Raw genomic sequence first — 13,070 nt, forward strand, 5'->3', positions numbered from 1 at the left:
CGATAATATGAAAATTTAGCTTATAATGAAGTACATATGGTAGATAACAACAGTTTTAAATTGTCAGAACAATCTCTAAATGCTGTAAAAGGGTATGATATTTTAGATAGTTTATCTGAAAAAGAATATGATGATATTACTTTTTTAGCCGCTATGATTTGCGGGACCCCTATTTCTTTGATCACTATTCTGGATGAAAGAAGACAGTTTTTTAAATCTAACCATGGAATCGATATTAAAGAAACCATCATAGACCACTCCTTCTGTATGCATACCATACAACATAAAGAACCATTTGTGGTTCAAGATGCGCGTATCGATGATAGGTTTAACGATAACCCATTGGTAACGGGATATCCACATGTGGTTTTTTATGCAGGCATTTCATTGGTTTCTTCAGATAATGCTCCGATAGGAGCGTTATGTGTAAAAGATATCGAACCCAGATCCTTAAATACAAGCCAAATAGACGCTTTAAAAAAGTTGTCGAGACAAGTTCAGAGATTATTGGAGTTAAGACGCAAAAACAATATTCTGGAACAAACACGAAAATTAATAAGACACCAAAGCATATTAATGGAGGATTTCGCCAATATAACCGGGAAAAATCTGATCTCTACCTTAAACAAACTGCAAACTTACTTTAATAATAAAGATGAAATCAATGTTAACCTGCCTATAGATGGACCGTTTTATCAAAACTTAAAAGGGGCCCTGGATGAAATAAATCTTACCCTGGACCAGGTATTAGCGTATGCCCATACTGAAATATCCCCCTCAGTATATGCTAAAATTGATTTTAAAAATCTCATTAACGACATATTTCTTCACCTCGGTACAGGAGTATCGCATAAAAGTATCCACATAGAGATCAAGGAGTACGCTGACATCTATTTACCCGCTGCATTATTAAAAAAAGTTTTTTCCATACTTTTAATGCAGTCTACTATGCACCTAAGGGAAACTGTCCATCCTAAAATATCTATTGACGTAGAAGAAAAAAATAATTTCTACCATTTTATCCTTAAAGATAAAGGTACAGTGGCTTTAAACATCCCAGGAGACACTCCTATCAATCCGTTTAAACATTCGCCCATCTCATCAAATAGCAGAAATAATCTGCTGGATCTGGCCATCTGTCAGAAAATAGTGCAGCGTCATGGTGGCAAATTATCAGTAAAACCTTCAAAAGACAATGGAAACACTTATAGAATCATATTTGCCAAACCTGTTCATATTTTATTGGTAGAAGATTCAGAAGGTGACATACTTTTAACTACGGAGGTCTTACAGGAGAGTAAGTTAAATAACTTTGTAAGCATCGTAAGAAATGGTGAAGAAGCAATTCATTACTTAGAAAAAGGATGTCCGGGCCAAATTTCCACCTACCCTGATCTGGTATTACTAGATGTTAATTTGCCTAAAAAAAACGGACACGAAGTGCTCGATCATTTAAAAAACAATCCTAAAACTTCCGATTTACCGGTTATCATCATCAGCACTTCACCCTATGAAAATGACCAGCCTATATCAATGCAAAAACTGGCTGAAGGTTATATAGTAAAGCCTGTGGAAGTGGAAATTTTTGATGAAATAGTTTCTAAATTGAAAGTCCATTGGGCCAATCATATATATAATATAACAGATATAAACTAGTGTTTAAAGATACCCATCCATACCGCATACTTGTGATCGAGGACAATCCTGGAGATTTACTTCTCATTACAGATTATCTGGAGGAACATATAGCCACTCCGATAATAGAGATCGCCAAAAATTATAAAGAAGCGTCCCTGTTATTGACCAGTCCTGAACATAAAACCTTTGATGTAATATTTTTAGACCTTTCTTTGCCGGATAATCAAGGGGAAAATTTAATTAACGAGGTAGTAAGCATCAATGCCAACAGCCCCATTATTGTTTTATCCGGCTATTCTGATTTTGAATTCAGTATTAAGTCCCTTTCTTTGGGCATTTCTGATTATTTACTTAAGGATGAACTCACCCCATCATCTTTATATAAAAGTCTGATTTATAACATCGAACGAAAAAAAATACTATCTGATTTAGAAGAGGCAAAGTTAAGATACGGTAATCTATTTCAATTAAGCCCTCAACCTATGTTTGTCTTTGACTCAGAGACTTTGATGTTTTTAGATGTTAACATATCCGCCATAAAACATTACGGATACGCTATCGAAGAATTTTTATCTATGAGCATCAGGGAGATCCGGCCAAAAGAAGATCTTCAAGAATTTGATGAAATATGGAAAGTCGCTTCATCCAATAACAAATCCTATAATAAACTCATCAATAGACATATAACAAAAAACGGAAGAATTATTCAGGTAGAAATCCAAAGCAACTATATCAATTATAAAGGCAGGGATGCACGGATTGTATTGGCCAATGACATCACGGACCAGATGAACCATATATCTACCATAGAAAAACAAAATTCTAAATTAAAGGAAATATCCTGGATACAATCCCATGTAGTACGGGCACCTATAGCCCGCCTGATGAGCTTGGTAAACTTAATAAAAATGGACCGTGATAATGTGGAAAACCACCAGGAACTGCTAGATTATATACTGGATTCTGCTCATGAACTCGATGATATCGTTAGAGATATCTCTGCCAGGGCTGAACAGATCCATATAGCTACTCATACTCAATCTCCTGATAAGGAATAATAGCTTCTAAGCGATCCGAGCCAATGTAGCCAGACCGTTTTCTACTTCCGCAGCTAGCTCCTGGATGGTTTTGTTTTCCAGCATATGGGTAAGGCTTTCCCGGATATCCTTAAATTCATTATGGATGGGACACGGATTTAGTTCTGAGCATTGCTTTAACCCTAGGGCACATCCTCTAAAAATTTTGTCTCCGTCTATGGCTATTACCAGGTCTATGGCTTTTAACTTCTCTTGTTCACTGTTGATAAAAAAGCCACCAGTAGGACCTTTGGATGAACTGATTATATTTTTTTTGGCCAAAGATTGCAATACTTTTGCTGTAAAGAATTCTGGAGCATCTATCTCTTTACAGATATCCTTTACTCCCATCTTTTTCCCGTGTTTAGTTTGCGAGCAGATAAATATTACTGCCCTGATACCATATTCACAAGCTTTTGAAAACATATTAATCTTAATTTACTATTACTTCATCTTTAGGCATCTATTTTATTTAGATAGAATAGCATAGCCAATGGTCCAGATTATATCTAAAATATGCCAATATATTGAAAAACAAATCATGTCATAAGTCAATGCGGCAAAACATCTTAATAAAGATAGACCTATTATATGGATCTCCTAACATCAATTTTAATTACTTATTCTCAACCCAAAACTCATCATCCCAAATTTCCTGAAATTTAAAGTGTACTTTTTTTATGGCTTTTTCCATCTCTGCCAGATCTTTATCCATCAGTTCTGCCTGCATGTGTTGAAATAATTTTCTTTCTTCAAAGCGAATATGGGACTCTAATGTATCAGAAAACTTTTTGATATCTAAATTTTCACTAGGAACTTGCTGATTTATATTACTTATCTGTGTTCTTAAAAGTTGGTGTTCAAATTCTGCCTGAATCCTCATAGAATCATTCTTGCCCAAATAGGAAAATACCAACCCCTCCTCAATCTGAAAATGTGGCTCTAAATAACTTTCAGCAAAATATTTAATATAACCGATCAGTCTATTCCGTTCTATTCCTGATTTCAACCCCTGTCTGATCTTCCATACCAATAACAAGGCTCCGTGATGGTCTTGGGACAATGGTATGAGTGCAGTATGTCTTTTTAAAGGCATTGCCATGTGTGTTTTTATTTTCTACGCCCCTAAAATGAAATTAAAAAATAACCTTTATCCTCTATCTTTCAATCAAAGATACGGATATAAGAGATTATTAAAAAGACATTTTTATCTGGATTAATCATTCTTTATTGAAAAAGCTGCCAAACCCTGTTAAACAGTACCGTATCCACATTTAAATCTTTAAGAATAAAATATATCTAATCATTACTTTAATACCAGAAATTTTATCCCTAAGAGAACTGGTACAAAAAGCATAAAGGAACCTTCACTTCCTACATCCTTAATATTTTATATCCTTAAACTTAACACGGAAAACGCATAAGGTATTCATAAAAAAATTACATTTTATTTATTAAAGGTTATATAACAAAGCTCGATATTAAATTTTTGAATTAAAATTATTTGAATATATATATTAATATACTATTTTAGTCTTTAAGTCTTAAAACCAGCACATCATGACTACGTTTTACGTGATCGATTTACTATCAGATCCAAATGGATATCACCTCATACATAAATATGGTTGTCTTCATTTTCCTAATAATTTTTATGAAATAGGTCTATTTGATACCTACGCCCAAGCTGCACTCACCTCCAAGCTAATGCTCCCCAATACCTCCTGCTGTCCACATTGTATATCAATGTGTAAAGAAACCAATGACACGGTCCATCTAGACTACCCATCTCCAAAGGTGTTGGATTTAAAGACTAAATAACCTAATTAACCCCCACTTATCATCACAATACTCAAAGCTACTATAATCAGCCAGAGCATTATAATACCTCTACGGCCCCACTTTTACCTAACATAGTCAGTAAATAAATTTCAGCATCCTATACTTTGTAAAATCATAAAATCTTTAATAATTCTGGGAACCGGAAAATATCTCTGACAAGCAAGATCATACCGTTTTAAAAATTTTTTTAAAAATGGTCTTAAACACGGTTTGACATTTTAAAACACTTATTATCAGTTATGTTTTTAAAAAAAATGGTATTTATATTATTTATTAGGTCCATTTTTTAAGTTTTTTTTTATAAAATTTTTATCAAACTGATAATTATCATAATTTAAAGGTTTAGAGTTCTTTACTTTTATCGCACTAATCCTTTAAAAATTATGGCGAGATACCCTAGATTCAAAAGATTCCTCTTTAGGTACAGCTTGATACCACCAAAAAAATGGAGACCGGCAGCCATAATCTTAGTAGCTTCACTGTTCGGGTTAGGCCTTTACGTCCTTAGACTGAGCAATGCTGCCTCATACCTTTCCGATGATCCCCAGGCATGTGTAAACTGCCATGTGATGACACCGCAATATATCACCTGGGCCCGCAGCTCTCATCGCGAAGTAGCATCCTGCAATGACTGCCACGTGCCACACAACAATGTATTTAATCAATACTATTTCAAAGCTATGGATGGTCTGTATCATTCCACCATATTCACCCTAAGGGCAGAGCCTGAAGTGATCAAAGCGCGTCAGCCATCTGTAAATGTGATCCAGGACAACTGCATCCGGTGCCATACACCACAGGTGACTGATGCCAAGATGGCGAGTTTCGTAGAAAACCATCACTATAACCGAACGGATAGGACCTGCTGGGAGTGCCATAGGGAGACACCACACGGCAGGGTTAAAAGCCTCTCAGCGGTAGGACATCAAATAGAACCTATCCGTGCCCACGCTCCCCCAGATCTACAGATAGTGCCTAAATGGCTCCGTGAATCCATGAAAAACCAAGAACAGAACGCATCAACAAGTAAATAATTACAACATGAAAAACTGGATTCTTTTTATTCTCACAGCCGTAATAGTCTTTTTACTGGCAATGCTTGCCTATACTATTATGGATAGAAAGACTGAGGCAAGGTTTGCCTATCAGGCCAAAGTTGCCATCGAAGGTATAGAGCCACGTGATTCTATCTGGGGGCTCAATTATCCACGCCAATATCAGTCTTACCAAAAGACTATAGATACCACCTTCCAGAGTAAATACAATACCAGCGGCTTTAAGGATGCCTTGGCCGAAAACTCCGACATGGTGGTGCTGTGGGCAGGATATGCCTTCAGTAAGGGATACAACCAGCCAAGAGGCCATGCCCATGCTGTAAATGATGTACTGGCATCCATCAGAATAGGCGCACCCATGGAGGCCGGAGAAGGGGTGATGCCAAGTACATGCTGGACCTGTAAGAGTCCAGACGTACCCCGTCTCATGAGCGAAATGGGGGTCACTGAGTTTTATAGCAAGAAACTTTCTGATCTCGGAAGCCAGGTAATCAACCCTATAGGCTGCGCAGACTGCCACAATCCTGAAACCATGAACCTTACCATTACAAGGCCAGCCTTGGTCGAGGCTTTCGAAAATATGGGAAGGGATATAAATGAAGCTTCCCATCAGGAAATGAGATCTCTTGTCTGCGCGCAGTGCCATGTGGAGTATTATTTTGATAAAACCAAACCCGGAAAAGAAGGTGCCCAGTATCTTACCTTCCCATGGCACGATGGCACTACAGTGGAAGACATCGAAGCCTATTTTGACAAAATAGATTTTGCGGACTGGATACACCCGCTTAGCAGGGCCAGGATGCTGAAGGCACAGCACCCGGACTGGGAGCTATATCAGCTGGGCGTGCATGCCAAAAGGGGCGTATCCTGTGCCGACTGCCATATGCCATACAGAACTGAAGGAGGACAGAAATTTACCGACCACCATATAGGATCTCCTCTGAGCAATGTAGAAAATTCATGTTTTGTCTGCCATAGAGAGAAAGTATCTGATCTGGTCAGCGATGTATATGAACGTCAGGGCAAAGTAAAGGAAAGCACCAATAAACTGCAGAGGCAGATAGCCATGGCCCATCTGGAAGCTGAAAAAGCCTGGGAACTCGGAGCCACCGAAGCACAGATGAAAAACATCCTTACCGGATTGAGACATGCCCAGTGGAGATGGGATTTTGTGGCTGCCTCTCACGGAGCTGGCTTCCATGCCCCTCTAGAATCCAGCCGTATCATCTCTTCAGGATCATCGATCATTCAGGAAGTACGTATAGATTTGGCCAGAGTATTGGCTTCCCTTGGTCACAATAGGCCGGTAGATATGCCCAACCTAGATAGTAAAGAAGCTCTTCAAACTTATATTGGTGTAGATATAGAAAAGGAAAGGAGCCAAAAAGTAAACTTCCTCGAACAGGTAGTGCCCAGATGGCTACAGGAAGGAAAGGCGAGAGAAGCCCAAAAGCCAGTTAGACTCATCAGTAGATAATAATCCAAAATAGGATGTTCCAAAAAAAAATATACGGATTGGGCTTATTAATGGCCTTTTCCTTTACCAGCGCGCAAGCACAGTTTAACATAGATGGCCAGATCCTCCAGCGTGGTGAATTCAGAAATGGATTTAACAGACTGATCAACGAAACGGACGACCCAGCTTCTTTTATAGCCCATAGGGCGAGACTTCAGGCCAGTTACAAAATGGAAGGAGCTTCCTTTTATATGAGCATACAGGATGTACGCACTTGGGGAAATACTGCTCAGATTAAGCTGACCGATAATTTCCTATCCGTTCATGAAGCATGGTTAGAGGCCAATCTCAGTGAAAATTGGAAAGTTAAACTCGGCCGTCAGGAGCTAAATTATGACAATTTCAGATTTCTGGGCAATTTGGACTGGGCACTTCAGGGAAGAGCTCATGATTTTGCACTGGTTAAATATGAAAAAGATGCAATGAACTTCCACTTTGGGGGAGGATATAACCAAGACGGACAAGCACTGTCAGGTAATACCTTCACTGTCCCAAACCAATATAAAGCTGCCCAGATGGCCAGATATGGGAATGTGTGGGGAGACTTTCATTTCTCCGCTCTTTTTTGGAATGATGGCAGACAATACATTACAACAGATGACACAGGTGCCATATTGGATGAGGGTATCCGTTATCGCCAGACTATCGGTCTGCCTACGCTTAGATATCAGATGGGGAATACCACTTTTTCTGGCTATTACTATCATCAGTTCGGTACTGATGTGGCCGGAAGAAATATCAATGCTTATAATGCCAGTGCTCAGATATCACAGCAGGTGGATGGCGAAGCCGGCACCGGCAGGAGGCTGAGGATAACAGGTGGATTTGAGATCCTAAGCGGAACACCAAACAATGACCGCTCTGAAAACAGGTCCTACTCTCCCCTATACGGCACCAACCATTTATTCAACGGTTATATGGATCTATTCTTTGTAGGTGGAGCCCATGAAAACAATGTGGGCTTGCAGGACTATTACTTAAGAGCCCGCTATGATTTTAACCCAAAATTCTTTGTGCAGACAGATGGCCACCTGTTTTATTCAGATGCAGCTGTCTATAGAGCTTCTGGAGCAGGAGAACGGATGGACAATTATTTCGGGACAGAACTGGACCTATCATTTGGATACATTTTCAACCATGCCATTTCCCTTCAGGGAGGTTACAGCCAATTTTTATATACCGATACCTTTGAAGCGGTCCAAAATAACGGAACACTAAAAAACAATCAAAACTGGGCTTATCTGATGCTGATCTTTAGGCCTACGATGAAAAATAAATTTATTGGTATTTTACTATAATCAGAATGAAATGGAGCATGACGATACCGTTATACATTGACATCATGCGAGATTCCATCTTACCATTATAAAACAATTATAAAAGATGAAATATCTGCGTTATTTGATTTCGACCAGAATGACCCTGGTGCTGTTGATCGCCTTTGGGGGCGCTATGGGGGTGGCTACCTTCATAGAAAATGATCATGGCACTGCGGTGGCGAGGGGATTGGTGTATGAGGCGTGGTGGTTTGAGATCATTATGCTCTGGCTGGCGATAAATTTCCTTTGTCATATCGGCCATTATAAGCTGTTCCATAAAAACAGATGGCCAGTAGGGCTGTTCCATTTAGCATTTGTGATCATCATATTGGGTGCTGGCGTTACTAGATATTTTAGCAATGAAGGCATTATTCATATACGTGAGGGAAGTGGCCAAAACACTTTTTACTCTACAGGTCACTATATTCAGATAAAACAACACGGTGAGGGCACTGATCAAAGATTTGAAAAACCATTTTCTCTCATAAGCCATAACTTCAAACCTAAAACTGCTAATGCTGCATTGGGTGAGAATTTCAAGATTACATTTGAGGAATACATTCTAGGCGCTCAGGAAGAATTCATAGGTGGAGATCAAACCTACATAGGGGTGGCTGTAGCCATAGGATCAGGTAGAGAAGATTACCTCATCACCCAGGGCAACGCTGTCCAGATGGGCAATATATCTTTAGGAACACTTCAGGAAGACAAAAGCCCTATACGGATCTATAAAAATGACAGTACTTGGTTCATAGAATCAGACCTTCACCTACAGGTGATGGAGATGTCCACCCAGCTGATGGGCGTACTGCATGCCGGAGAAGTACAGCCTCTTCAGATGCGGTCACTATACCAATGGGACGGTGGAGCCTTTATCATAAAATCCATATATGAAGATGCAGCTTTGATTTTCAAAGCAGAAAAAGATGAAACATTGGCAAAAAATTTACCGGATGTAGTCAAGATTAGCGTAACTGACCAGCAGGATGAACTGGTAACAGCAAGTTATATAAAACTGGTCAGCTTTAATCCAGCATGGCATCCTTTTACCTATCAGGGGAAAAATTATTCTCTCACCTATGGCCCTAGGGCAGAGATTATGCCTTTTGAACTATATCTCAATGCATTCGAACTGGATCGGTATCCCGGAAGTAAAAGTCCTGCCAGCTATGCCAGTGAAGTAATGGTGATGGATGGCGAAAAACAATTTCCATATAGGGTATTTATGAACAATGTCCTGGATTATAAAGGATACAGGTTTTATCAATCTTCCTATGACAATGATGAAAAAGGCACCATCCTCTCTGTCAATCAGGATAGACCAGGCACTTATCTTACTTACTTAGGCTATGCATTGTTGACATTGGGCATGATACTTACACTATTTGCCAAAGGCAGCAGGTTTCAGATGCTGAACAAAAAACTCGGGACTATCCGTAAAAGGGCCATTTTGGGTATACTCACGGCCTTGATGGCCTTTAGCACAGGAGCGGAAGCACAAACTAGTACTACCGCCACCCCTCCTATAGTGCCAAAAGATATAGCAAACGATTATGGTAAGCTTATCGTCCAGGACCTTGATGGAAGGATGAAGCCTTTGAATACACTGGCCAATGAGATCATGAGAAAGCTTAACGGCAAGTCATACATCCAGATCCCAACAGATTCGGGGGAAGTACAGCTGAATTCAGAGCAATTCCTCCTGGCAGTACAAATGGATCCTGTAACGATGAGCCACCTTCCTGTCATCAAGATCGATAAAAAAAAATCAATGGTGGCTTTTGCTGCTCTTGAAATAGAGCCTACAGATAGGGTCAGCTTCCGACAGTTTCTCAGCGAGGATGGGGAATATTTACTCCATGAACTGGTAGAAGAAGCCAACCTTCTGAAGCCATCTGAAAGAAATGAAGGACATAAGGAGCTACTAAAAACAGATGAAAGGTTCAATATTTTTTATGCTATACTTACCGGAGATTTTCTCCGTATTTTTCCAAACAAGCTGGATGGGAACAATACCTGGTTTACCAGCCAACAGTACAATATGGGGTTTGAGGAAGAGGACGCGACGTTTGTTAAAAACATCACTTTCCTTTATCTGGAAGGCCTTAACAAGGGCATAGAAGAAGGCAGCTGGGCTGAAGCAGATGAAGTCCTGAGTTATATCAATCTCTTCCAGCAGAAGGCTGGAAATGAAGTCTACCCTACTATCAATATGATCAATGCAGAACTGCTTTATAATAAACTAAATCTGGGAAATAATCTTTTCGGGCCATTCTGGATTATTGGAATATTCATGCTCATCTTGGGCATTACTATGCTGTTCAAAGAATCCAGGCCTGTCAAGTGGGCCTGGAATACAGGGCAACTACTTAGTTGGCTTGGTCTGTTATTATTCACAGCACATCTGGGCATCAGATGGTATATAGCCCAGCATCCCCCTTGGAGTGACGGATTTGAGATGCTGGTATTTGTTGCCTGGGGAGTACTTTTCTTTGGTCTGGTTTTTTCAAATAAATCAAAATTTACCGTTCCTTTAAGCTTACTCTTTTCCGGTACGCTCTTATTCGTAGGCTTCCTGGATTGGCTTAATCCGGAGATCACCAACCTGATGCCGGTCCTCCACTCCTACTGGCTTAAAATCCATGTGGCAGTTATCGTAAGCGGATATGCACCGCTGGCGCTGGCCGCTGTCCTTGCCCTATTAAGTCTGATACTTTTAATCTTTAAGCCTGCTAAACCTACTGCACAGTGGTGGGTAAGCATGCAGGAGCTGAATATCGTAAATGAATTGTCTATCACCATAGGATTATTTCTGCTCACAGTGGGAACCTTCCTGGGAGGGGTATGGGCTAATGAAAGCTGGGGCCGGTATTGGGCCTGGGATCCTAAGGAAACCTGGGCACTGATTTCGGTCATTGTATATGCATTTGTGCTTCATTTGAGATTGATTCCCATCTTTAAAAGTTCACTGTTATATAACCTGGCGAGTCTGTGGGCTTTCAGTTCGATCATCATGACATCCTTTGGGGTAAACTATTATCTTTCCGGACTCCACTCCTACGCTGCTGGAGATCCTGTGCCGATACCTGGCTGGGTTTATTGGATAGTGGGCATTTTATTGGTTATCTCTGTAGTGGCTATTGTAAAATATAGGGGATTGAGCGATAAGGAAAAAAAGAATCTGGTAGTATGATCTCATTATTATATGATTTCCCCATAAAAGTATAATACTGAAAAAAGATTTTTAAATGGAAAGTAATTACTCAGAATCCCAACATACAAACATATAAAATCCTGGTGCATGGGTAACTTTTTTTTCACCCATGCACCATCCCCACCAATACCCTATACCTGTAATTATATACAATGAGGTATCCCCTATGTGCACTTAGGGATAGCAAATACTCATTTCTTAAATGTCTATGCCTCCATTATCCAATCCCTCAGGGAAGAAAAAAATGATCATTCGGTCTTATGCATAGCTATTATCTAATGGACAATAGATAATAACTACAAAAACTTCGTACTATTACGAGATTTTCGTATTATAATTGAATATTTTAGTTTATATTTATTCCATGGAAACATTAAATCCTCAGGAAGAACGGATTATGCATATATTTTGGAGGCTGGAGAAAGCTTTGGTAAGGAATGTTCTCAATGAAATACCTGACCCTAAGCCACCCTACACTACATTAGCTTCCCATATTAAACAATTAGAAAATAAAGGATTTCTTTCGCATAAATCCTATGGAAACACGCATGAATATTATCCACTTATTTCCAGGGAAGATTATCAGCACAAAAGCCTGAATCGACTGGTCAAAAATTACTTCGACGGATCGGCTAAAAACATGCTGTCCTATCTGATGAAAGAAAACCAATTATCAGAGGAAGAAATCCAAGAAATTCAAAATCTCATTAAAAATTTACCTAAACCTTAATAATTATGGAAGCCACTATCAACTATCTTTGGGAAGCTAGTATCTGCCTATTGCTGCTTTATGGATTCTATTGGATGAGCTTGTCTCATCATACCTTTTTTGATTGGAACCGTGGTTATTTAATTGGTATGATGGGGATGGTGTTAATTATTCCACTTCTTTCCATTCCATCCTTTTTCTTTGATCAGGGTTCGGGTTTTCCTTTGACATATAGTTATATACTACCTGAATTTAACGTTCAAGCTGACATTAAAAACACAATACTTTCTCTAAATACTTTTCTCATAATCCTATTCTGTATTTACCTTTTAGGAGTATTTATAGCTACGGCCAAGTTTATCTTTTGACTAATACAGATTTCAAAACATATCTCCAAGGCAGAAAAAATATATGAGGGCAATAATATCATCGCCATCCACCCGTATATTCAGCCATCCTCCTTCTTTAATTACATATTTTTACCTCAATATGACCCTTTGGACCCTGATCATCAGGTGATAGTATTACATGAAGCAAGCCATGCCGCCAAGAATCACAGCCTTGACATCATATTTTTTCAGATCGTAAAAATCATATTATGGTTCCATCCTTTTTATCAAAACGCTGGAGTCTAGTCTTACAGAAGTCCATGAATTTCAGGTAGACCATGCCATTACAAAATCCTATTCCAAGGCCGCATA

Annotated in this window: 10 protein-coding genes; 8 read left to right on the forward strand and 2 right to left on the reverse strand. The window is 39.2% G+C overall.

Features of this window, described 5'->3' with window-relative positions; translation table 11 throughout:
* Nucleotides 1-36: 36 nt before the first annotated feature.
* Together EL17_RS22410 and EL17_RS00870 are read left to right on the forward strand one after the other, a co-directional pair.
* Nucleotides 37-1,656, forward strand: coding sequence for a response regulator (locus EL17_RS22410; protein WP_051719681.1), 1,620 nt, complete (start codon nt 37-39; stop codon nt 1,654-1,656).
* Nucleotides 1,656-2,696 carry a response regulator gene (locus EL17_RS00870; protein WP_035068738.1) on the forward strand — a complete coding sequence of 347 codons (1,041 nt, stop codon included), beginning with the start codon at nt 1,656-1,658 and terminating at the stop codon, nt 2,694-2,696. The genes EL17_RS22410 and EL17_RS00870 overlap by 1 nt, the downstream gene beginning before the upstream one ends.
* Before the next feature lie 6 nt (nt 2,697-2,702).
* Here EL17_RS00870 and EL17_RS00875 read toward each other — a convergent pair whose 3' ends face one another.
* Nucleotides 2,703-3,140 (reverse strand): RrF2 family transcriptional regulator, encoded by a 438-nt coding sequence (locus tag EL17_RS00875; RefSeq protein WP_035068740.1) that lies wholly within the window; start codon nt 3,138-3,140, stop codon nt 2,703-2,705.
* A 190-nt stretch (nt 3,141-3,330) separates the two neighbouring features.
* The gene (locus tag EL17_RS00880) at nt 3,331-3,810 is read right to left on the reverse strand and encodes a hemerythrin domain-containing protein (protein WP_035069005.1); all 480 of its coding nucleotides are present in this window, start codon (nt 3,808-3,810) and stop codon (nt 3,331-3,333) included.
* A 464-nt stretch (nt 3,811-4,274) separates the two neighbouring features.
* Between EL17_RS00880 and EL17_RS23360 the strand changes: the two genes are divergently transcribed.
* The 6 genes from EL17_RS23360 to EL17_RS00905 all read left to right on the forward strand — a co-directional run bounded on the left by EL17_RS23360 (nt 4,275) and on the right by EL17_RS00905 (nt 12,390).
* Nucleotides 4,275-4,535, forward strand: coding sequence for a hypothetical protein (locus EL17_RS23360; protein ID WP_164674884.1), 261 nt, complete (start codon nt 4,275-4,277; stop codon nt 4,533-4,535).
* A gap of 404 nt (nt 4,536-4,939) precedes the next feature.
* Complete coding sequence (gene nrfH, locus EL17_RS00885; RefSeq protein ID WP_035068742.1) at nt 4,940-5,590, forward strand: cytochrome c nitrite reductase small subunit; 651 nt, start codon at nt 4,940-4,942, stop codon at nt 5,588-5,590.
* Nucleotides 5,591-5,597: 7 nt separating this feature from the next.
* The gene (nrfA, locus tag EL17_RS00890) at nt 5,598-7,088 is read left to right on the forward strand and encodes an ammonia-forming cytochrome c nitrite reductase (RefSeq protein ID WP_035068745.1); all 1,491 of its coding nucleotides are present in this window, start codon (nt 5,598-5,600) and stop codon (nt 7,086-7,088) included.
* 14 nt (nt 7,089-7,102) lie between these two features.
* The gene (locus EL17_RS00895; protein WP_035068748.1) at nt 7,103-8,425 is read left to right on the forward strand and encodes an alginate export family protein; all 1,323 of its coding nucleotides are present in this window, start codon (nt 7,103-7,105) and stop codon (nt 8,423-8,425) included.
* An 85-nt stretch (nt 8,426-8,510) separates the two neighbouring features.
* Nucleotides 8,511-11,639 (forward strand): cytochrome c biogenesis protein CcsA, encoded by a 3,129-nt coding sequence (ccsA, locus tag EL17_RS00900; RefSeq protein WP_035068751.1) that lies wholly within the window; start codon nt 8,511-8,513, stop codon nt 11,637-11,639.
* A gap of 385 nt (nt 11,640-12,024) precedes the next feature.
* On the forward strand, nt 12,025-12,390 hold the full coding sequence (locus tag EL17_RS00905) for a BlaI/MecI/CopY family transcriptional regulator (RefSeq protein WP_035068753.1): 366 nt from the start codon (nt 12,025-12,027) through the stop codon (nt 12,388-12,390).
* Nucleotides 12,391-13,070: the final 680 nt, after the last annotated feature.

The organism is Anditalea andensis, assembly GCF_000714815.1.
Lineage (GTDB): Bacteria > Bacteroidota > Bacteroidia > Cytophagales > Cyclobacteriaceae > Anditalea > Anditalea andensis.